Annotated in this window: 12 protein-coding genes and 1 tRNA gene; 1 reads left to right on the forward strand and 12 read right to left on the reverse strand. The window is 56.5% G+C overall.

Annotated elements, in window-relative coordinates; all coding sequences use genetic code 11:
- Positions 1–71: 71 nt before the first annotated feature.
- From ACGY09_RS00155 to ACGY09_RS00170, 4 genes are all read right to left on the reverse strand, one after another.
- On the reverse strand, positions 72–3,491 hold the full coding sequence (locus tag ACGY09_RS00155) for a cation-translocating P-type ATPase family protein (protein WP_397570016.1): 3,420 nt from the start codon (positions 3,489–3,491) through the stop codon (positions 72–74).
- Between the two features lie 80 nt (positions 3,492–3,571).
- A complete protein-coding gene (gene hflK, locus ACGY09_RS00160; protein ID WP_397570017.1) occupies positions 3,572–4,519 on the reverse strand; it encodes a protease modulator HflK in 948 nt (315 codons plus the stop codon).
- Positions 4,516–5,592 (reverse strand): protease modulator HflC, encoded by a 1,077-nt coding sequence (hflC, locus tag ACGY09_RS00165; RefSeq protein WP_397570018.1) that lies wholly within the window; start codon positions 5,590–5,592, stop codon positions 4,516–4,518. Before hflC ends, hflK begins: the two co-directional genes overlap by 4 nt.
- Positions 5,593–5,861: 269 nt before the next feature.
- Positions 5,862–5,935 (reverse strand) — tRNA-Arg (locus ACGY09_RS00170).
- A 611-nt stretch (positions 5,936–6,546) separates the two neighbouring features.
- Here ACGY09_RS00170 and ACGY09_RS00175 point away from each other — a divergent pair.
- The gene (locus tag ACGY09_RS00175) at positions 6,547–6,867 is read left to right on the forward strand and encodes a hypothetical protein (protein ID WP_397570019.1); all 321 of its coding nucleotides are present in this window, start codon (positions 6,547–6,549) and stop codon (positions 6,865–6,867) included.
- Positions 6,868–6,928: 61 nt separating this feature from the next.
- On the opposite strand, the gene ACGY09_RS00180 is transcribed toward ACGY09_RS00175, so the two are convergent.
- The 8 genes from ACGY09_RS00180 to ACGY09_RS00215 all read right to left on the reverse strand — a co-directional run bounded on the left by ACGY09_RS00180 (position 6,929) and on the right by ACGY09_RS00215 (position 22,497).
- Positions 6,929–9,832 carry a tetratricopeptide repeat protein gene (locus ACGY09_RS00180; RefSeq protein ID WP_397570020.1) on the reverse strand — a complete coding sequence of 968 codons (2,904 nt, stop codon included), beginning with the start codon at positions 9,830–9,832 and terminating at the stop codon, positions 6,929–6,931.
- Positions 9,833–10,110: 278 nt separating this feature from the next.
- Positions 10,111–10,941 (reverse strand): OmpA family protein, encoded by an 831-nt coding sequence (locus ACGY09_RS00185; RefSeq protein ID WP_373652095.1) that lies wholly within the window; start codon positions 10,939–10,941, stop codon positions 10,111–10,113.
- A 399-nt stretch (positions 10,942–11,340) separates the two neighbouring features.
- Positions 11,341–12,729, reverse strand: a complete 1,389-nt coding sequence (locus ACGY09_RS00190; RefSeq protein ID WP_397570021.1) for a lactate utilization protein B — start codon at positions 12,727–12,729, stop codon at positions 11,341–11,343.
- Between the two features lie 199 nt (positions 12,730–12,928).
- Positions 12,929–14,221, reverse strand: a complete 1,293-nt coding sequence (locus ACGY09_RS00195) for a DUF1080 domain-containing protein (protein ID WP_397570022.1) — start codon at positions 14,219–14,221, stop codon at positions 12,929–12,931.
- A gap of 88 nt (positions 14,222–14,309) precedes the next feature.
- Positions 14,310–14,771: a ribose 5-phosphate isomerase B gene (gene rpiB / locus ACGY09_RS00200; protein WP_397571912.1), complete on the reverse strand. Its 462-nt coding sequence runs from the start codon at positions 14,769–14,771 to the stop codon at positions 14,310–14,312.
- A gap of 290 nt (positions 14,772–15,061) precedes the next feature.
- Positions 15,062–16,528: a glutamate synthase subunit beta gene (locus tag ACGY09_RS00205; protein WP_397570023.1), complete on the reverse strand. Its 1,467-nt coding sequence runs from the start codon at positions 16,526–16,528 to the stop codon at positions 15,062–15,064.
- A 405-nt stretch (positions 16,529–16,933) separates the two neighbouring features.
- Positions 16,934–21,508, reverse strand: coding sequence for a glutamate synthase large subunit (gene gltB, locus ACGY09_RS00210; RefSeq protein ID WP_397570024.1), 4,575 nt, complete (start codon positions 21,506–21,508; stop codon positions 16,934–16,936).
- Between the two features lie 11 nt (positions 21,509–21,519).
- The gene (locus tag ACGY09_RS00215) at positions 21,520–22,497 is read right to left on the reverse strand and encodes a LysR family transcriptional regulator (RefSeq protein ID WP_373652089.1); all 978 of its coding nucleotides are present in this window, start codon (positions 22,495–22,497) and stop codon (positions 21,520–21,522) included.
- Between the last annotated feature and the right edge of the window lie 10 nt (positions 22,498–22,507).

Raw genomic sequence — 22,507 nt, forward strand, 5'->3', positions numbered from 1 at the left:
GGGGAATGCGATAAACATCAACGTTGACTAATGTGACAGTTTCGTGGCTGAACTCCAAGTGGAAACCGGACCTAAAATGAGGGTTCTGCTCCAGGAGGGTTTTCTCTCGGCACGGGGAATACAGGGCTGCTCCCTCCCAGCCACAATTGCTGTTTTCCGGCCGCCTTGGGATCGACAATCGTCAGCGGACGCTGGGAGAGTACCTTCGTGAGTGTTGTCCAATAGAGCTGTCGTCGGGTCGGCTCCGGATTCCGAGCGAACTCTTGGAACAGGAGATCGAATCGTTGGGACATGCCCGTCGCCGATTGTTCGAACCCGACCGCGGCGGATTGACCTTCGAGAAGGATTCCTGCACAGGCTCCAGAGAGCCAGGCTTCTCCCCGGGAATCGGGCTGAGTGAGTTCCTGCCACAATGGATCAGTCAGCTTCCAGTCGAATCGGCTTTGGGACGAACTGGATTTCTCTTCCTTTTCGGAAACCGTCTGTTGCAACTTCTGGAAGGCTCGTTCGCCCATCGCAGCGTAAAGTGTTCGTGAAGCGTAGGCCTCGGCCTCATTGATCAGTAGCTCACGGTCTTCCAGGGCATCAGCAGCCTGACGGTAGGCAGGAACAACGGCCTGGGGCGGGTGGACGTCCAGCCATTGGAGGTCAACGATCTCGAGTCCGAGATGATAAGATTCCAATCGCTCACGTAAAGTCGCGAGTGATCTGCGCTCCAGCACCGCGCGCTGTTCTGTGAGAAGGCTATCCAGTGACGCGGTCGCAGCGACTTCACGCAACACTCCTTCTGTCACTGTCCGAACGACGCTGTCGGGTTGCAGGCTGCCTGCAAACAAATACTGCTTCAGGTTATTGATCCGGTACTGCACTTCGGCCATGAGTTCAACGGGGACTTCATCCGCCGTCAACAAGATTGACTCTTCGGTCAGTGCCTCGTCTGCGCGGTTTTCGTGACCGCTGGTCCACTCAATTGTTGGTTGATCCTGTTTCCAGACCGACACGTCTGCTTGTCGAGAGGAAAGCTGGAACAGGCTTCGACGAGCAACCGATGGGTCGCCCCCTGCGGTTGGCGTGGTTCCCTCAACCCTGCCAGCAGTCTGTTCTGAAGTCGGGGACTGGCGGTAACCGACGGCGACGCTACGAATCGCGCCGGAATTGACCCTGACAATTTTTTCCAGAGGCCACGGCCATCTCCAATAGAGTCCCGCGGGCAACTGTTCCTGTAAGCGGCCGAATCGTGTCACCACCGCTTGTTCATTTTCATTGATGATGATCACGCCGGAAACGAGCCAGAATGCCAGCAAACTCACCATGGCGAGTTTGAGTCCCATCCGCCACCTCGCGATGATCCAGAAGACCCATGCCGAGGGGGAAGCGTTGGCGACGATCCAGTCTGCTCCTGTGAGTATCCGATTGACGAATCGTGCGGATAGCGAGGAAGCGTCCGCTTCGAACCAGAGCAGACGCATGGCGTTGGCCATGACGGCCAGGGACGAAATTTCATGAAAGATCGCCCCGCCGATTGGATCGAGCCATCCGAATGAACAGACCAGAACTCCCAGTCCATTCAAACCGAATGCAAACAGCAGGATGCTCTGCCAGATATTCTGCACCAGTGCCCGGGACAAACGAATCAGTCCTGGCAGAGGTCTAAGCGGATCACCTAACAGGATCAGGTCACCTGCTGCTGCGGCCAGATCACCGCCGGCGGTTCCTAATGCAATACCGACGTCTGCGGCAGCGAGCGCTGGAGCATCGTTAACGCCATCGCCCACCATGACGACTTTTCTGCCTGCCTGCTTCGCGGTTTTAATCCAGCGGGCTTTATCCGCAGGAAGTTGTTCGGTGGCAACGTAATCAATATTGCCAATCGTGCTGACGACTGCATCCGCAGGCTGCGGACGGTCGCCTGTCAGCAGTGCGAACTGTTTCGTTCCCAGATCACGCAGTTCACGTAGCACTGACTGTGACTCAGACCGGATCGTTTCCCGTATGCCGAGGATCCCGATGACGGCTCCATCTAGAGCCACGACCTGCGGAGATTCCCCTGCTTTTTCCAGTTCTTTAAGCAGCACGGCTGCGTCTGTTGAGAATTCGATCTCACCAGCGTCGAGGGCTCGCCGGTTCCCTACGACGATCGTGGAAAGGTCTTCATCGTGCGGGGATGTTTCCTTGAGTGAATCCCTCGCTGGAGGGGGCTGATGGATGGCGTCAGTGGCGATTGTGGCGATCACACCCGCACCGGCGAGTGACTCAAACTCGAGCGGCATGGGAACGGTCAGGCCGCGTTGTTCAGCCCCCTTCACAATCGTGCGGGCGATGGGATGCTCGCTGTTCCGCTCAGCAATTGCGGCGATGCGAATAATCTCGTCAGGAGAAAGTCCCGTTGTAGGAATGAAGGATCCCAGTGTGAGCGTCCCCTGGGTCAATGTCCCCGTCTTGTCGAAGACGAAGGTGTCGACCGTCGCAAGTCGTTCCAGAGCCGTTGAGCCCTTGACGACGATCCCTCGGCGTGCGAGCCAGGCGAGGGAGGCCATGACAGCGCAGGGGGTGGCAAGGATCAACGGGCAGGGACAAGCAACGACCAGGACTCCGAGAGCGGGCAGATAACCGCTTTGCCAGGTTCCATGAGCCACTCGCCAGCCAACCAGTGTGAGGAGTGCCGCACCGAGGACGACTGGAACGAACCACCGCGCCAGTCGATCCGCGATTCGCTCCAGTTCCCCTTTCTGAGCCACCGACGTGCGAACGAGTTGCGAGACGCACGCGAGTGCGGTGTTCTGTCCCACTGTTTCCGCGATGACCGTCAGCGCACCGAGCTGGTTAAAGGTCCCAGCGAGCACTCGGTCGCCTGGGTTCTTGTCCACCGGCAGACTTTCTCCGGTGAATGGACTTTGGTCGACGACAGACCGGCCTGCGACCACTCGGCCGTCCACCGGGACACGCTCGCCCGGACGTACAATGATCGAGTCTCCGACCTTCACCCGGTCAAGGGGGATATCTTCTTCCCTTCCCTCATGATTGCGGTGGACAATGTCGGGCCAGAGTGCATACGTTTGTCGGACGGCCCACCGGGCGCGGTCAATGGTATAGCCTTCGATACTCTCGCCAATCAGTGAGATCAGTACGACGAGTCCTGCGGTCTGGTGTTCTCCGAGGAGAATCGCGGCCAGGCAGGCAATCGTCAGCGCCAGATCGGCTCCGACACGCCCCGACAACAGTCCATCCAGCGTGTGATAGAGGATTCTGGCGCCCCCCAGAATCGCTCCCAGCAGGGCCAGTCGGTACCCGAACAGCGATGCCGCACCGGATGGGGGAACAGGTCCCTGCCACGACCAGGAAAGGATCCAGTCTGCGCCAACCAGCCCCGCCACGATTGCCGTCAGTACGTACAGGGGGGCTGCCTGGTAATGAAAGCTCGACGCGGTCTCGTCCGTAGAGCCGGGATCGCTCCGGAGCATCTCACAAGTGGATTCAGGGATGTAGTGCATGGCATCAATATCGAGCTACGGTTTAAGTCTCACGGGAAAGGAATTTCCCGGCAGGTGACGGTGACGAATCTCGCTTCAGTTCACGGGTTCCCCTTTGCTGCGGGAAACATGAGGTCGAACGGCGTTCCTGCATTCAGGACATATTTCTTGCTGGCTTTTCCGAGGACCTGTCGCAGTGTTTCGTTTGTCATTCGTTCCATCACGAGACGCTTTGCCTCATCGTAGGAACGCCCGCTGGCTTGGGCATCACGATGGATCTGAGCTACCAGCGTTTCAAAGCGGTCGGCGGAACCTCGGGCCGCCGACGATTGTCGGTGACGGACTTGCTCAGCGTCATCGAGGATCTTTCGGGCGTCGGCTTGTGATTCCGCCAGCTTCTGTTCTGCGTAGGCTCTCGCTTCGTGGATTGAACGAGCCATGTCCGCTCGTGCGTTGGACACATCCAGGAATTCCGCCTTTGCTCGGGATGGTGGTTCTGCCCGGTCAATCGAAACTTGTTCGACGCTACAGCCGAGTCTGAGTTTCTCGACGGTCGGGCGAACGTCACGAAGGAGATGATTATTAAGTTCCGCAAGTCCTTGCGTGTGGACAAAATCGACCCCGCAACGTGATACCAGGTCCGTCGTCGCAGATTCGACAATGAGTTGAAGCCGACGTACGACCGAGTCGGACCCATAGAGCCAGTTCACCACGTGCTCTTCCGAGACACGATAATGAACGGTGATGGTCAGCAGCAGAAGGTTCTTATCGCCGGTCAGAAAAGTCGAAGGTCGTGCCGAGGGAGCCACCACCAGGAAGTTCGGATCCGCTTCGATCTCTCCCAGTGTCAGGGTTCGCACTTCGTTGAAGTTAACACGGTCAACCCTGGTGAATGGCCAGGGGAGGTCAAAGTTGAGTCCACTCGATCGAAGCGTGGGATGAACACGGCCAAACCTGCGGACGACTCCTTTCTGATTTGCGGGAATCACAAAGAACCCGCTCAAAAGGTAGACCGCGAGAGCAATGCCGAGCCAGTATCTCTTCTTCATTGGTCGGCTCCCCGGACATTATCGGGGTGTTGTGCATCCGCGTGGACGGGCGTTTTTGTCGGTTCCGAGCCCTGCGGGGGAAGGCCTTCCATCAGCAGTTTCAGGAAACTATTCGTGCCGGAAAGAATCAGCGTCGTCTTGTCATTGAGGATTTGCTGGTACGATTCTAGTGTCTGCAGCAGGGATGCGAACTCGGGATCCTTCGCGTGTGCCTCATTCAGGATATGAATCGCAAGGGCTTCACCTTCACCGCGGATGCGTTCGGCATCGGCATTGGCTCGCGCGATCAGTTCACTGGACTGCCGGTCTGCCTGGCTTCGGATCATCCGGTTTTCTGCCAGACCCGCGCTGCGATATCGTTCTGCGATTTTCTGTCGTTCACTGCGCATCCGTTCGAAGACTGCCTGCATGTTACCCGTGGGCAGATTCAACCGTCGGATTCGAATGTCGACAACTTCAATACCCAGTCGATCGCTGAGTGACTTGTCTTCATCGGCGCGCTGTTCAAACTCACGCCGGATCTTGGCGGCGATTTGCTCAAGGGGGCTCGGTCCGTCAGCGGGACCCGCCTCGGAATGGGCCGCTTTCAGCAGTTCTGAAAGCTCGCTTCGTCCAATTTGCTCGGTGAGGATGGACTGAAGGCGACTGGCCAGTCGGGATTCGGCGACTTCTACGCTCCCCAATCCCTGGAAGAAGCGTACGACCGGTCGGTCGAGAATCGACTTTGACTGACCCTCGGCAATTTTCCAGCACAGATACGCTTCGACCACGACGTTCTTGCGATCACGAGTGAATGCTTCACGGCCCGCCGGAGTCAATAATTGAAGTCGCCGATCGAAGCGACGGACTTTTTCCACGGGCCAGGGCAGCTTGAAATGCAGGCCACTTTGGGACGGCTGATCATAAACCGCTGTTATGCGGCCAAACCGTTCTGCAATCGCGATTTCTGTCTCATCCACAAAGATGATCATCGTCGGCAGAAAGAGGACCGCAATCACCGCAGCAAACCATCGCCACTTCCCGATGAGGTCTATTCCTGCGGAGCGGGCGAGGGATGTCGAGTCTGATTCCATACCGTTTCCGAATGATTCAATGAGCAAACACGCGAACAGGAAGGAGGCTGACGCGGAGTCTGTTAAAATAGGTAAGATCAGGATTGTATGTGGTTGGGAGAAGCACCTGCAATAACGGATTCGACCAGCAAGGTGTGTGTCGTGCCAAAAGAGTCGGCTCCCGCCGATCACCGACATTGTGTCGATTAGACACGTCCGCGGTTGGGCAGGAGGATCCGCCAAACGATTCAGGCGGCAGTCGAGGAAGAAGTCCTCGAGAAAAGAAAAAGTGCACCCGTGAGGACTCGAACCTCAAACCCTCGGTTCCGAAGACCGATGCTCTATCCAATTGAGCTACGGATGCATTTCGTTGATGCGACGGCAGATCCTGAGAAGTCTGTTCTACTGGCAGAGCAAGTGAGACACCTGCGTCACCAGAGGATCTTCCGGGATCGCCCGCGGTCAGCTGATCGCTGCTGCGGGTCCGCATTCTAGTGTCCCTTCCTTCGGCAGTAAATCCTCAGAGCCTGCAACAAAATGTGACTTCGAAAAAGTTCGGGCCCACTCTGTCACCCCAATCGCCTCTGAAGGAAGGCGAAACCAGCAAAAATGGCATGATCACTTTGATTCATCTATACAGACCATGCAGATTCACAATTCAAACTGCGTAGTCTGGATTACCACGGTGAACGGGTTTGAGGCTTCGTCGGTTCGTCTCGGCGTTTTCACGATTCAGGTGAATAATGGCTGAATGCCTCAAATCGGAATTGCCGAATACATCGATTACGAGGATCCGTTTCTGCACCGCCGTTCCGTTGATGAATACCGAATTGATCAATACCGAGGGGGCAGCAAGGAACGGAAAGTGGGGAGCCGCAGAATTCCCAAGGTAGGCGCTGGGACGACAAATTCCCATGGGAAAGTTCTAAAGCCTTGGAAGACGAAATTTTCGATTTAGACAGAGAGAAATTGGCAATGAAGCAGCATCGAGTCTCTTTCGCGGGCATTTTGACTCTGGTGGTCCTCCTTGCATCGCAGGCATCCGTATTACACGCGCAGCCCCACGGCAGTGACTGCAACTGCCACAAGCAGAAAAAGTGCTCGCAGATCTGGAGTTGCCTCTGGGGACGAATGGTCAGTGATGGGACGGGGGGATCGTTCCGGCAGTACGGTTACCCGCGACACACCTGTTGCGGAAACCAACCGCACGGATATCCCATCTGGGGGATGGGAGGCACCTGCTTGCATGGTTGCCGGCACCACGACAATTGTCCCCCTGAAGTCTACCAGCGGTAATGCGAAGTCGGAGCAGTCGACGCCCGGGTGAATGCTTGCGATGTCGGCGAGTCACGTCGACTCATTGCCCTCGCAACTTTTGAGCCCGTGCGTTGTTGCTGTCTCCTTTCAGAACCTCCTCAATCAAGACATCCGCTTTTTCCTTTTGCCCGCTGGCTAAATACGCTTGAGCGAGCCCCAACTGTGCATCTGTGCTTTTGGGCTTGAGTTCCAGGGCGGTCTCGAATTCGCGGATCGCTTGCCCAAATTCCTTCGTGCCCAGCAGTGCTTCGCCAAGGATCCTGTGAACTTCGGCATCGAGTACATCGATGTGCAGCGCGAGCTTGCCAAACTTATACGCTGTTTCGAATTTTCCTTCTTCAAGTGCGAGTTCCGCCAGTGCTTTTCGGGGGGCAGGGTCGTCTGACTCAATCCGGACAAGTGTCTCCAGCGCCGCTCGTCGGGTTTCCGTATTTCCTGTCAGTTTTGCGGCTGCGGCAGTCCCCTTCCACCACTCGCTCTCGTAAGGAAAATGTTCCTTCCCGAGTTCACTCAGGGTGATCGCCTCTTCGGGACGCTTCTGTTTCAACCGGATCTTCATCAGAAGTTCGACGACCTGCTTATTCGGATGAGCATTGTCGAGTGCCGGTTCCAGCACCTGCGCTGCTTCATCCAGGCGATCATCCCGCAGGTGCAGCAGTGACAACACCGTTGCCGCAACGGGCTGAGAAGGTTCCTTCTTCAGGACTCCCTCTGCAATCGTTTTTGCATCCTCACGTTTTTTGATGATTAACATGAGTTTCGCATAGTTTGCTGCCGCTTTCGGATCCTCTTTGTTTTTCTCGTACGCCTTTTCGATCTGAGCGGGTCTCAATTCCTCTTCGGAAGCGTCCTGACTCTTGCGGAGACCTGCGACCAGTTTGTCGAGGTAATCCCGATATCCTTTCTCGAAGTCAGTTTTATCGACGTTGAAGACTTCCGGAATCGCCTGGTCGGTGGTCAGGTTCCGACGATACGCGTCGAGCAGCTTCGCCAGCGTGGGCTCACCAAAACGTTCAACCATATACTCTGCGTACAGCACGCTTTGGCAGTAAGCGAAATTCCAGTTCTCCTGATTGCCCGCGCGGATAAATCCCATGCTCAGGTTATCAAGATTCTTGAGCTCCCCTTTGGGAACGCGTTTCAGGAGAAGATCGTTCCATTCGACAGGTGTTGGATACCCTTCTGAGCGGACTGCCAGGGCTTCCGTGTACCAGTGAGGGATATTGAACTTCGTCTGCTGGAGAGTCAGCACATGAACGAACTCATGCTTCAGCACACGTGCCCAGTTCAACGGCTGTTCCATGGAACCGGGGCTTTGCATGGCGACGATCACACCCGTCGAGGCGCCGATCGTCTGGACCCAGGGAAGTCCCACCATGCGAGCGCTGAACCATTGGTGTCCTGACAGTCCTTTGGCCGTGTTGTAGATTTCAATCTGCGTGCGTGTCTCGGGTTCGAATCCGAAAAGTTCCGTCAGTTCCGGATAGACCTCCTCCAGGTACTCAGCCATATAGCGAGCAAGCAGCTTGTCGAGTTTGCCGTCGGCTCGCACCACGAAGTGTTCTGTCTGATACGACTCGTAGTCATCGAGAACCTTGATGACCTTACGCATATTGCTGACTCGTACATGGTACGGGTCCATCTTGAAGGCTTCGTCGAGTGTTTTACGGGCGGCGTCGATCTGGCCCGTCTGCATATAGAGTTGACCCAACGCATTCTTCGGCTGAGACAACTGAGGCATCAATGCAATCGCTTGCTTGAGCAATGGTTCCGCCACAGTGTGCTGTCGGAACATATTGACGATTTCGGCTAATGAGGACAGGAAGTAGCCCGGCCTGGGATTTCTTGTCGCGACATCGATCAGGATCTGTTCGCAGCGAGTTGGCTCCTCCAGTTTCAAGTCCTGAATATGGTCGAGATGGCTGACGAGTTGGTTCCAGCGAGCGGGGTCGGGCCACCCGTCCTGAAGCATGCGCAAGGATGCCAGCAGGGCCAGTGTCTCGCTCTCGACCGGATTGACAGCCAAAGCCTCGGTCAGCAGTTTTTCGACCTCGTCAAAGTCACGGAAGTAGAGCTTGGCTGTGGCGAGTGCCTGAAGAGCACCGGTCGAACCTGGGGCAATTGTCAGGGCACGTTTCGCTGATTCTTCGACCTCATCCCAGTCGTAGTCACCGATGGCCGACTTGGCCAGTTCGATATGTACCTCGGACGCGTTGGGGTTGATTGCCAGAGCGGCTTTCAATTCGGGGCGACCTTGTGCCTTGTTGTATTTTTCGAGCAGCAGTCCACCGGATGCCAGGTGTGCCTGCCAGAAGATTTTATCTGCCTTCAATGCATCAACGGCGACGGTATTGACGCAAAAATCGAATATCTGAGAGGCACTGTGCCAGCGCGCGTACTGTGATGCCCCTTTCGCCACGAGGAGTAGCGATTCGGGATCACGAGGTTGAGCCCGGTTGTAGTAACGCACGAACCAGCGGTAGCCGTCGTCGGCTTTCTTGAGTTCACCCTTCTCGGTATAGAGGTGGGCTTGTATGAGTCGAGCGACCAGTTGATCGGGGTCGAGTTTAAGAGCGAGTCCCACAGCCGTCTCCGCTTCCTTTAGGCGACCGCGGCCGAAATGGAGCTTCGCCGAGTGAGCCTGTAACGGTGCCGAGTTTTCATGGGAGGCGATGGCCGCAGCGATCGTTTCCTCCGCTGCGGCTCGTTCACCCTGTGCAAGCTGCGATTCGCTTCTCAGTAAAGCGATTTGGACTGGATCGAGGTCGGGGGCCCTGGACTCTTCCAGCTTTTCCAGAGTTTCAATGGCTTCTTCGTAGCGTCCTTTCTGGAAGTGCTCGCGTGCCGCGGCGAATCGGGTGGCGAATGTTTCTTCACCGAACAGCGAGGCATTGAGCGTCAGACTGTGCAGGGTCAGGACGGCAATCAGCAGAAAAGACTTCATTCGGCGGTACCTGCATCAGGGAACAAAACCGTAGAACAGTTCGACGCTACCTTAACATCCTCTGCGACGCAACTTGACAGTCCGACTCTGGTCCATTTAAGGATCTCACGCTGTCGAATACTGGCCTCCGTCAAACCATTCCAAGGCCATTAAATGCTGTTAAGGTCGAGGTCGCGGTGATCTGGGAGAGCACCTGATGCTTATTATACGCATCAGCGGCCATTCCCGAATCAACGCGTCCCCGACCTTTGCAGGCGGATGACAACATCGTGCTGCCGTCAGTTCATACTGGGGTCCCAGGCACTGGCCACTGGAGTGTCTGGAGCGAGAACATAGATCTCCACGCGGCGGTTCTTCTGGCGAGTCTGTTCGGTCGAGTTGGGTTCCACTGGCTGGTGAGCCCCGTAGCCGGAGATACCCATTCGGTTCTCGTTGATCCCCGACTTGCGAAGGGCTCGCATCACAGACAGGGCCCGGTTTGCCGAGAGACCCATGTTGTCGTGGTGCTTGTCAGCCGTTGATTTGCGAGAGACCGGTTTGTCATCGGTATGACCGGATACGAGAACCTTCAGGCTGCGAGCATCCCCCTGATTCATGATCTGGGCGAACTCGTCCAGAATCTGCTTGGCTCGAGGCTGAATGTCGTCGCTTCCGGAAGCAAACAGCAAGTCTGTCGAGAACTTGCTGACGCCCGTGTGTGGATCGAAATCGAAATCCTTGTATTTCTTTCGCATCTCTTCCAGACGCCGATTCGATTCATCCGAAAGCGGGTTGTTCGAAGGCTTGTTTCCGACCAGCAGGGTTCGCATACGGTCTTCCAGCTCGTTGTTGGCTGACGCGAGGTTTCCCAGGCGGGCGTTGGCTGCATCCAGACTTTGCTTGGCCGCAAGGTACTGTTGCTCCATCGCGGCCTTTTCGGCCGCAAGCTGGCTTGCCGTTTGTCCCATGCCGTTGCGTTCCATGGCCAGCATCTTGTTCTGCTGGTAGAGCTGTTGAGCTCGCAACTGGCTTTGCTGCAGGGCGTTTCGTGGAGGTGCGCTCCGACATCCGATGGCCATAATCAGGCACATCACGATACCAGTGGTAATGCAGACCCGCGTACCAAACATCGAAGACTCCTCGGTTTAAGCGCGCCGACGCGGGATCGACAGTGGGGTTCGAACGTGTGTCAAGGTCAATGACGACGTAGGAAAAGCATCCACTGCACGACTGACGCAACGGTCAATGTACGATGAGAGTTGAATTGAATTTTTGGAGAGAGAGATTGGGGCGTACGGTTCATCGAATCCGTCTGTCCATCGTTCCCGCAATGGACAGAACTCGCGAACCATTCGCGGCGGATTTATAGTGAGGGGCCTGAACACTGCCAAGAGGAATATTGAGCGAAAGTTCGCGGTCCCGCTATGGAATCCGCGAAAAACCTCTACACCTGCTGCAGGGTTCGGCGAATTCCGCCGATGAGTTCAGGCGGTTCTGGAACCTGTTCAGCCCCCTTCCCGTTTCGCCCCTTAGTCCGAACGTTTTCGCTTGCTGTACAGTTCGCGGAAGCTCTGTTTGGGCATGGGAGGCAATTCACGCTGTCGGCCCCATGCATTCAGGCGATTGTAGACCATAAAGCGAGGCAGTTTGGGAAGCAGCCAGCGACCAATCTTCCCTGATGCGGTGAACAACCAGGTATTCCCCAGCACGATTCTTGCGAATTTCATCGACATTCGCTTGGTCCAAGGGAGATAACCTCGAACCGCGATCTCACGTCTCCAGGTGAGTAACTGGGTGTGCAGGTCGATCTTGACGGGGCAGACGTCGCTGCACGATCCGCACAGGCTACAGGCGAAAGGGAGGCTGTGGTGGGTCTTGGCATCGCGCGAAGGTGCCAGAATCGAGCCGATCGGGCCCGGAATGGTGGTCTCGTAACTATGTCCCCCGCTCCGCCGGTAGACGGGACAGGTATTCATACAGGCCCCGCAGCGGATGCAGTTCAGGGATCGTCGAAATTCGGGGGAACCAAGGATATCGCTGCGGCCATTATCCAGCAGGACAATGTGCAGCTCGCCCCCGCGCATCGGGCCGTGAAAATGCGAAGAATAGGTTGTGATGGGCTGGCCTGTTGCCGAACGTGCCAGCAGTCGCAGGAAGACGCTCATGTCTTTCGCACGCGGGATCAGCTTTTCGATTCCCATGCAGGCAATATGAACTTTCGGAAGCGAAACACCCAGGTCGGCGTTCCCTTCGTTCGTGCACACGACAAAGCCGCCCGTTTCCGCGATCGCGAAATTGACCCCGGTGATGCCAACGTCGGCCCCGAGGAACTTGCGCCTCAGCTCATCACGAGCAGCATTAACGAGGTACGGAGGATCTGTGGCACCGGCGTCGGTACCGATGTGCTTGTGAAAGAGGTCCCCGATTTCCTCACGTTTGATGTGGATCGCCGGCATGACGATATGTGACGGCGGTTCGTTCCGCAGTTGCACAATCCACTCACCCAGGTCCGTGTCGACGACTTCGACGTCGTGCCGTTCCAGAAAGGGGTTGAGGTGGCATTCCTCTGTCAGCATCGATTTGCTTTTGACGACCTTCTTGGCGTCATGCTTCTTGATGATGTCCAGCACGATTTGATTGTGTTCGGCCGGGGTTCGTGCCCAGTGCACCGTCGCGCCGAGTCGGGTCGCGTTCCGTTCAAACTCTTCCAGGTAGTCACCTAACCGCGACATCGTGTGCAGCTTGATCTCCGATGCTCGCTGACGCAGTTCTTCCCACTCGGGCAGAGTGGACGCGGCTTTGTCGCGTTTGGAGCGTACGAACCAGAGGCTTTGATCGTGCCAGTGGGCTCGCGCGTCATCTGCCACGAATGTGCTTGCGTTTTCCGGGTGTTCGTGGTGGACCAATGTTTGGGACATGCTGCACTAGCGAGTTGAAGAGGAAGGATCGGCGACAGTCAAAATTGACACTCGAACTTGTCCCGGTGGTCTGACGCAATCCGTTCTATCAGAATCGAATCCGACGGTTGGACGCTGACAATCGAGAACAGTCCCCTTGTATGTTACGCAACTCGGCACGGTGCCGACCAGCGAAGCGGTCAGCTTTGATGCGAGGAGATCAGGGTGGGGTTTCCCCCAGCAGCAGATTCCGGAACGACAAATCGGTCGTGGGATCGTGGCCTTGAAGGCTCAAATGACCGGCTGCCGTTCGACTTCCTTCGCGCGGGTTTTCATTGGCCGGACGTTCGTCTGTCCAGTCAACCAGCTGCGTTCCGTTGACCCAGGTGGCAATGTGGTTGCCATCGGCGATCAATGTTGATGTCAGCCACTCGTAGTCATCCGAGACGACGCGCCGTGCCGAGACACGTTTGAAGATTCCACCGGTACCATGATCGACGGGTTGTGTGCGATCACCGTTTTTGAAGCCGTTATGGATCTGGAACTCATAACCGTGTGAAGGAGCCTCTTCTGTCCCCCGCATGGCCCGGAAGAATACTCCACTGTTCAGTTCTTTCCCGTTGGTCACCGCCTGGAATTGAAGTACGAAATTCCCCGCTGTCAGATCCGTTTCCAGAAATCCGCGACCATTCAGGACTCGGATTGCTCCGTTGCTGACCGTGAACTGACTCTTCGATCCGGGGACCTCATGCCATCCTGCAAGTGTCTTTCCATCAAATAGAGGCCTGGTTCCCAGCGGCTTCAGATAGACATTGCGGAACTCGATCTTTCCGCCGTTCATCTGCAGTCCGATGTGGCCAGTCTTGAGTGGATTTTCTGTTTCGTCGGTGTATTCCAGAACCTGCTTGCCATCGAATTTGACGGTGACCGAAGGTCCTTCAACCCGGACATGGAACGTGTGCCAGTCTCCATCGCCCTGCACGACGCTGGCGGGGTTCTTTCGGCCAACCAGACTCGCTGTCGCGAATTCCGTTCGGGAATCGCACATGTTCAGTTCGTAGCAGTCGACGTCAGGAGCAGTCGGGTTAAACACGGAACGAAGGAAGATCCCGCTGTTTCCACCCTTCTCCAGTCGGTACTGGCAGAGCAGCTCATAGTCGGCAAAACGGGTGGTCGTCATCAGCAACCCTTTGTCGGCGGCGTCGCTCGACTTTGCAGTGATTACGCCATCGCTGGCGGTCCACTCAAGGGCGCTATTGGATTTCCAGCCGAACAAGGTGTGGCCGTCGAACAAGCGGATCCACCCGGCCTGGATTTCTTCGTTGGCTAGCCAGTTTGAGCCATCGGCAGTGGGGGCTTCGAGAATAGGCCCCTGATCTTTGACGGGGGCCGAAGCTGCTGTGCCCCCGGGCGAATCTGAAACTGTCGCGTCGTTCTTGTCCGCGGGTGGCTGCTGCGCACAGCCGACGACGAGAGTCAGGCAAAAGAAAATCCGGCTGAATGAACGGCTCATCGATCCAAGGCTCCTCGAGTCTTCCAAAGCAGCTGAGTTCAGGGGCGTTCCTTGCTGACCAGTGACATGGCCTTAAGACGACGTGGTTCTAAAAGCGGCCTGCCAACGCGTCGCGTTCGATGTCGAGCACTTTGTTGAGGCGACGCACATGCCGCTCATCGCTGCTGAATTCGGCACTCATGAATGCCTTGACCAGTTCAGTCGCGACTTCTTCCCCGACGATACGAGCGCCGATGCACAGGACATTCATGCTGTCGTGCTCAACGCCCTGATGAGCGGAGTAAGTGTCATGACAGATGGCGGCGCGAATACCGGGAATCTTGTTCGCGGCAACGCTGACCCCGACACCACTTCCACAAACCAGGATTCCTCGATCGGCCTGGTCGGCGATGATGGTTTCACCGACTTTTCTCGCATAGTCGGGGTAGTCGACAGAGCAGTTTGAGTCGGTGCCGCAATCGATCACCTGATGACCTGCTGCCTGAATCAGGGAAGCAACACGTTGCTTCAACGGGAAACCAGCGTGATCACAGCCGAGAGCGATTCGCATATTCATTTAGCCGAGTTTGAGGTCAAAAAGAGCAGTGATCGAAGGATGCTGACATTGTAGCGGGAAACAATGGCTGCACGACACTCGCTGCCATTTTTCGAATCGCGACCCGGAATCCTCTCAGGGACGACGAGTCCTTTTGTCCACAGAGGTTCCATCGCCACTTGCCTGTACCTGAGGGACGCCGGGCAGAAAACACCCCTCACCCCGCGGATGGGGTAAGGGGAATGTCTGTGGTTCGGGTGTCCATTGTGTCTCATGACAGCGAACTGCGGAGACGGGGTTCAGGATCAGGGAAGGTCACTTCGTCCCATCAGGTACTTGTCACATTCCCGTGCAGCCCCTCGGCCTTCATTGATCGCCCAGACGATCAAACTTTGGCCCCGGCGGCAGTCACCTGCCGCGAAGACGCCGGGAACGTTGGTCGTGAACTGGCCGTGCGCTGCATCGTAGTTCGAGCGTGGGTCCAGTTTGACGCCGAGTTGTTCGGCGACGGTCGATTCAGGACCAAGAAACCCGAGAGCGAGGAAGACGAGATCCGCCGGGATTTCTCGTTCGGTACCGGGAATGACTTTGAACGGCGGTGCCGGTTCGGCTTTCGCAATTTTCAGAGCGCGAACTTCCCCCTTGTCATTCCCCAGGAATTCCACGGTCGTCGTGCTGAACAGACGTGGGTCTTCGCCGAAGATCGCTGCCACTTCCGCGTGGCCGTAGTCGACGCGGAAGATACGTGGCCACTGCGGCCAAGGGTTGTTGGGGGCACGGTTAGCGGGTGATTCGGGCACGATTTCCAGATTGATCACGCCCTTGCAGCCGTGACGAACCGAGGTGCCGATACAGTCATTTCCGGTATCACCACCACCGATGACCACGACATGCTTGTCTTTCGCGCTGATGTACTGGCCATCAGAGTGTTGGGAATCGAGCAGGCTTTTCGTGTTTGCCGAAAGGAAGTCCATCGCCATGTGGATTCCCTTCAGTTGTCGACCAGGGATCGGCAGATCTCTCGGTCGGGTCGCCCCGGTGCTGAGGACGATGGCGTCGAACTGTTCGCGCAGGTCCATCGCACTGATATCACGCCCGATTTCGACACCGGTCCGAAACTTGACTCCTTCGGTGGCGAGCAGGTCAACACGGCGCTGGACGATATGCTTTTCCAATTTCATGTTGGGGATACCGTACATGAGCAGCCCGCCAATTCGATCGGCACGCTCGAAGACGGTCACATCGTGGCCAACGCTATTGAGCTGAGCGGCAGCGGCGAGACCCGCAGGTCCCGAGCCGACGACGGCGACTCGCTTGCCAGTTCGAGACTGTGGCGGTTTCGGCTGAACCCAGCCATGTTCGAATCCGTGATCAATGATCGCGCATTCGATGCTCTTGATCGTCACGGGAGGATTTGTGATTCCCAGCACGCATGACCCCTCGCACGGAGCGGGGCAGACGCGGCCGGTGAACTCGGGGAAGTTATTGGTCTTATGCAGGCGATCCAGCGCTTCGCGCCAATGGCCACGGTAGACCAGGTCGTTCCACTCGGGAATCAGGTTGTTGACGGGACAGCCTGCTGCCATGCCCGCCATAAGTGTCCCGGTGTGACAGAAGGGGACTCCACAGTCCATACAGCGCGCACCTTGCGTACGCAGCTCCTTCTCGGACATGTGTTCATGAAATTCATTCCAGTTCAGAACCCGCAACCGGGGATCGGTTTCGTTCGGCGTCTGTCGCTGGAACTCTTTAAAACCTGTCGGCTTACCCATTTGAATACCAAAGTTGTAGAAACGCGAATAATCCGGATGAAATCGGGTTGGTCGGTTCGATCGGGGTTTGTGCTTTTATCCCAACCGTCTGCGACACATCGACTCACCGCTCAGGATGACATTTCATCGATCAAGCGTTTGGCGATTACTGAATGACTCTCGCCAATGAACACTCATCGACGACACGGGAAAATCAGGCGACTTCATTAACGACCCGGTGCCCGATTCGATTCAGGCACCGCATCGATTTGTTTCCAGGACAGCCATCCGCACAAGTTCCCTCATGGCTGAAACGGCACAGGGATGGTGCCAGCAATCTCGTTCACGGGAAGGTCGTTGCGAGGACTCCGCGAGACGTGTTCCCGGAGGAGTTTTGAACGCCCCGCCGGGAACCTCGTTTTCACATCATTTGCTCGCAAGCTCTTTCAACTGTTCGGCAAGGGCACGCTTGTAGTCTGTTGGCATGACCTTTACGAACCGCGGAAGTTCGTCATCCCAGTTCTGCAGAATCCCGGCCGCGACGGTCGAGTTCGTGTGCTTGTAGTGCTTGGCGATCAGCTCTTTCAGTTCTGCGATGTCGGCAGGAGTATCGACCTTTTCCAACGCCACCATTTCCAGGTTGCAGTTGGACAGCAGTTTTTCATGCCGATCGTAAACATAGGCAATCCCACCTGACATACCGGCGGCAAAGTTGCGGCCCGTTTCCCCGAGGATCACCGCCCGTCCACCGGTCATGTATTCGCAACCGTGGTCGCCCACTCCTTCCACCACACAGCTCGCCCCCGAGTTTCGGACGCAGAACCGTTCAGCCGCACGACCACGGAAGAACGCTTCACCCGCCGTTGCCCCGTAGAGTGCGACGTTACCGATGATGATGTTCTCCTCGGCAGTGAACTGGGACGCTGCCGGCGGATAGACGATCAGGCGACCACCGCTCAGCCCCTTCCCAACGAAGTCGTTCGCATCCCCTTCGACTTCGATGGTGATCCCTTTCGCAAGCCAGCCACCCAGCGTCTGACCGGCCGAGCCCTTGCAACGGACCCGGATCGTGTCGTCTGGCAGTCCCTGCTCGCCCCACTTCTTGGAAACTTCGTGACTGAGAATCGTTCCGAGTGCACGATCAATATTCTGCACTTCGATATTCAGTCGCACCGGCTTCTTATTCTGAATCGCCTCCTGGGCCTCGCGAACCAGTTCGTTATCGATCTGCAGCTCGATCCCGTGGTTTTGTGGAATCGTGCAGTAGGTCTGAACGTTTTCGTGCGGCTTGATCGCTGGTGTCAGGATCTGGGACAGATCCAGGTGCTTCAGTTTCCAGTGGTTGATCGAGCTGTCGTATTCGAGCACTTCCGAGTGTCCGACCATCTCGTCGATCGTCCGGAAACCGAGTGACGCCATGATCTCGCGTGCTTCTTCGGCGACCATGAACAGGTAGTTGATCACGTGCTCGGGCTGGCCGGTGAACTTCTTGCGAAGCTCGACATCCTGAGTCGCGATCCCGACCGGGCAGGTATTCAAGTGACACTTACGCATCATGATGCAGCCCATCGTGATGAGTGGTGCCGTTGCGAACCCGAATTCTTCGGCGCCCAGCAGACAGGCGATGATCACATCGCGACCCGTCTTGAGCTGACCATCGGTTTCCAGCCGCACGCGACTGCGAAGGTCGTTCAGGACCAGTGTCTGGTGGGTTTCGGCGATTCCCAGTTCCCACGGCATACCGGCGTGCTTGATGCTGGTAAGCGGTGAGGCTCCTGTTCCGCCCGAGTCTCCAGAGATCAGGATCTTGTCGGCATGACCTTTGGCCACACCCGCCGCGATCGTTCCGACACCCACTTCAGAGACCAGTTTCACACTGACGCGGGCAGAGGGATTGGCATTCTTCAAATCGAAGATCAATTGTGACAGGTCTTCGATCGAATAAATGTCGTGATGCGGAGGAGGACTGATCAAGCCGACGCCCGGAGTTGAATGGCGGGTCGCGGCGATGATCTTGTCGACCTTGAAGCCGGGAAGTTCGCCCCCTTCACCAGGCTTGGCACCTTGTGAAACCTTGATCTGCAGCTCATCAGCGTTGGTCAGGTACCAGCTGGTCACACCGAATCGACCGGACGCGACCTGCTTGATGGCCGACCGCTTTGAGTCACCATTGGGTTCGGGTTGGAAACGCTTATAGTCTTCACCCCCTTCGCCGGTGTTACTCTTGCCGCCAATGCGGTTCATGGCAATCGCCAGCGTTTCGTGGGCTTCAGCAGAGATCGAACCATAGCTCATCGCACCTGTGCAGAAGCGACGGAGGATGGCTTCGACGGGTTCGACTTCTTCCAGAGGAACGGGTGTCAGCCCCTCTTTAAACTTCAGCATCCCTCGCAGATGACACTCACGTGTCGTCTGCTCATTCACCATCTTCGAAAACTCTTTGTAAGCCGCCTTGTCTCCCTGCCGGGCTGCTCGCTGGATGTTGGCAATGTTGTGGGGGTTCCACGCATGCTTTTCACCAGCGGAACGCCAGGCGTAAAGTCCGAAGTTGGGAAGCACGGGAAGCTTGTTGTTTTCTCGCGTCGGATAGCCAAGTTCGTGACGTCGGAATGCTTCCTCACCGAGGATCTCGAAACCGACACCGCTGATTCGGCTGGGGGTCCCCCGGAAGCACTTGTTGATCACGTCTTCGCTGATCCCGACCGCTTCAAAGATCTGGGCACCCTTGTAGCTGGCAAGGGTCGAGATCCCCATCTTGGCCATCACCTTGAGGATCCCCTGCTTCGTCGCCTTGCGATAAGCGGCAGTGATCTGCTCGTGGGTCCATTCCCCGGACAGCTCCCCTTCATCCTGCAACTGCCACAGGGCTTCGAATGCCATGTAAGGATTGATGGCGTCGGCGCCGTACCCGGTCAGCAGGCAGAAGTGATGGACTTCACGGGCTTCGCCAGTCTCGACGACGATCCCGATCCGGGTCCGCTCTTCGTTGTGGACGAGGTGATGATGCACAGCACCCGTCGCCAGCAAGGCACTGACGGGCAGACGATGAGCACTCGCCAGACGGTCCGAGAGGACGATCAGACTATACCCGTCGACGATCGCCTGACGCGCTTCGCCACAGATCCGATCGAGAGCCCACTTCAGGCCCTTCGGTCCCTGAGACTTCGGATAGGTGATATCGATCGTCTTGGTCTTCCAGCCGCGATAGTTCAAATGCTTGATTGCGGCCAGTTCTTCATTCGTGAGAATCGGGTGCGGAACGGCAAGGCGATGACATTGACCTTCGGTCGAATCGAGGACGTTGCCTTCGGGGCCGATGTAGCACTCCAGCGACATGATGACTTCTTCCCGCGTGCTGTCGATCGCGGGGTTGGTCACCTGTGCAAACAACTGCTTGAAGTAATCGTAGATCAGACGGGGCTGGTCGCTCATACACGCCAGTGCTGAGTCATCACCCATCGATCCGATGGGATCCTTCTTCGTCGTGATCATCGGAACGAGCATGAACTGCAGTGTTTCAGTGGTATATCCGAACGACTGCATGTGCTGCAGCAGTTCATCGCCCACCATCCGCTGCGGCGGTTCTGCCACGGGAAGTTCGTTCAGCAGAAGTCGCTGCTGACGGAGCCATTCGTTGTAAGGACGCCGGTTCGAGTAGTCCTTCTTCAGTTCTTCGTCAGGGATCAGTCGCCCCTGCTTGAAATCGACCAGAAACATCTTGCCAGGCTGCAGACGTCCTTTTGTCTTGACATTCGCGGGGTCGATATCGAGCACACCGACTTCGCTGGCCATGATCACGCGATCATCATGCGTAACGTAGAAGCGGCTGGGACGCAGACCGTTCCGGTCGAGAGTCGCGCCAATGACGTTACCGTCGGTGAACGAAATCGACGCAGGACCGTCCCACGGCTCCTGCAGGGCCGAGTGGTACTCGTAGAAGGCACGCTTGTCTTCGGGCATCGTGTCATGATTCTGCCAGGCTTCCGGCACCATCATCATCACGGCTTCGGGGAGCGTCCGTCCTGCCATGACCAGCATTTCGAGCGCATTGTCGAAGTTACCCGAGTCCGAGCAGTGTGGCTCGATCAGTGGGAAAAGCTTCTGCAGATCGTCGCCAAACAGCGCACTCTGCATCATCCCCTGACGGGCAAACATCCAGTTTCCGTTGCCGCGAACGGTGTTGATCTCGCCGTTGTGAGCGATGTAACGCTGGGGATGTGCACGATCCCAGCTTGGGAAGGTGTTCGTCGAGAAACGGCTGTGAACCATCGCCAGGTGCGAAACGAAGTCCGCATCCTGCAGGTCAACGAAGAACGGAGCGACCTGCTCGGGGGTCAACATCCCCTTGTAGATCATGATGCGGGACGAAAGGGAACAGGCGTAGAATTGCAGTGCCTGCTCGAGGTTGCCTTCCCGGATCGCGTGGCTGGCTCGCTTGCGGATGACGAAGAGCTGTCGTTCGAACGCATCCTGGTCCAGACCGGGAGCCGACGCCACGAACAACTGTTCGAAGTGCGGCATGGCCGCGCGAGCGGATGGGCCGATGTCTGCCCCATCTGGATCGACGGGGACGTGACGCCACCCGATCAGCGTCTGACCCTGTTCGGCAATCAACTGCTCGACCGTCGCTTTGGCCGACTTCCGCTGATCCGCATCCGTTGGCAGGAAGATCAGACCGACGCCGTAAGAGCCGAATGCAGGAAGAGCCTTCTGCAGGTCGCGCTGAACAGACTTGACGAAGAAGTCATGTGGAATGGAGGTCAGAATACCGGCGCCGTCACCCGTGTTCGTCTCGCAGCCGCATGCTCCACGATGGGACATGTGCTTGAGCATCCGCAATGCGTCGTCAACGATCTGGCGGGACTGCTGGCCTTTAATGTGGGCCACAAAACCAACACCGCACGAATCATGTTCGTTCGCAGGATCGTAAAGTCCATATGCCTTTGGTGTACCGTCCGAATTGAACAGTTCTGGCTGACGTTGAAAGAGAGTCTCGGTCATTTCGATGTTTTCTAACGGGGTAGCGTTGAAGATGACGTAATCTTGTTCAGGTCGACTGAACGGTTGGAGTCGGAATTCAACTTGGTTTCATTTGATAGCGAGAAAGTCTCTGGATCCTGATGCAGTAATTCCAGAAATCGAGTGATGGCCGTCGTGAAGGGTTTTGACCGGCGGTAAACAATGTCCAGCCGGCGAACCCAGTCGACGTTTTCGATTTCGATGGCGACCAGTGAGCCAAATTCGATTTCGCGACGTACTGTCGGAATCGGTAACAGTCCCAATCCGGACCCGACTTCGACCGCACGCTTGATGTTTTCAATATTGTCAAATGCATGTACCAGGTTTACCGAGACCTTGGCCTGTTTCAGCCAGCGGTCAATTTCATGTCGAATTCGAAGTTCTGACGTGAATCCAACCAGCGATTCTCCATCCAGTTCTGCGGCCTGAATGCTGGTCCGCTTGGCCAGCCGATGTTGCGGCGCAACGACTGCAACAATCTTCTGGTCCTGCCAGGTTTCATAAATCAAATCAGCCCGTCGCTGGGCAAACGACATCAATCCCAGGTCGACAGTTTCATTCAGAACACTGTCAAGAACCTGTTCAGGATGCAGATATTGCAGATCCAGAGCCGCGTCGGGGTAAAGCCGCTCGAACTCTTTCACATAGCAATCCATCTGCAGCAACCCGACCGAATAGATGGATGCGACTCGAACAGTCCCAACCACCTTGTCACGCTGCTGAAGGATTCGATCTTCCAGGCGCCGGTAACCGTCAAGCAGTTGCCGGCACCCATCAAAATAAATCCTTCCTTCAGGAGTCAACTGAAGCGGCCGAATGGAGCGATTCAGCAGGTCGCACCCCAGTCGTTCTTCCAGCGCTTTAACTGTTTCGCTGGCGGCAGGTTGTGAAATTCCATGAACCTTCGCGGCTTTGGAAAAACTTCCCAGGTTAGCCACTTCGCAGAAGAGTTCGAGGTCACGGAGGTTCATACACCGGCTA

This window comes from Schlesneria sphaerica (assembly GCF_044336245.1).
GTDB lineage: Bacteria > Planctomycetota > Planctomycetia > Planctomycetales > Planctomycetaceae > Schlesneria > Schlesneria sphaerica.

Excerpts from the sequence above, each read along its gene's own strand:
- ACGY09_RS00155 (WP_397570016.1), bottom strand. The coding sequence starts at position 3,491 with ATGCACTACATCCCTGAATCCACTTGTGAGATGCTCCGGAGCGATCCC.
- hflK (WP_397570017.1), bottom strand. The coding sequence starts at position 4,519 with ATGAAGAAGAGATACTGGCTCGGCATTGCTCTCGCGGTCTACCTTTTG.
- hflC (WP_397570018.1), bottom strand. The coding sequence starts at position 5,592 with ATGGAATCAGACTCGACATCCCTCGCCCGCTCCGCAGGAATAGACCTC.
- ACGY09_RS00175 (WP_397570019.1), top strand. The coding sequence starts at position 6,547 with ATGAAGCAGCATCGAGTCTCTTTCGCGGGCATTTTGACTCTGGTGGTC.
- ACGY09_RS00180 (WP_397570020.1), bottom strand. The coding sequence starts at position 9,832 with ATGAAGTCTTTTCTGCTGATTGCCGTCCTGACCCTGCACAGTCTGACG.
- ACGY09_RS00185 (WP_373652095.1), bottom strand. The coding sequence starts at position 10,941 with ATGTTTGGTACGCGGGTCTGCATTACCACTGGTATCGTGATGTGCCTG.
- ACGY09_RS00190 (WP_397570021.1), bottom strand. The coding sequence starts at position 12,729 with ATGTCCCAAACATTGGTCCACCACGAACACCCGGAAAACGCAAGCACA.
- ACGY09_RS00195 (WP_397570022.1), bottom strand. The coding sequence starts at position 14,221 with ATGAGCCGTTCATTCAGCCGGATTTTCTTTTGCCTGACTCTCGTCGTC.
- rpiB (WP_397571912.1), bottom strand. The coding sequence starts at position 14,771 with ATGCGAATCGCTCTCGGCTGTGATCACGCTGGTTTCCCGTTGAAGCAA.
- ACGY09_RS00205 (WP_397570023.1), bottom strand. The coding sequence starts at position 16,528 with ATGGGTAAGCCGACAGGTTTTAAAGAGTTCCAGCGACAGACGCCGAAC.
- gltB (WP_397570024.1), bottom strand. The coding sequence starts at position 21,508 with ATGACCGAGACTCTCTTTCAACGTCAGCCAGAACTGTTCAATTCGGAC.
- ACGY09_RS00215 (WP_373652089.1), bottom strand. The coding sequence starts at position 22,497 with ATGAACCTCCGTGACCTCGAACTCTTCTGCGAAGTGGCTAACCTGGGA.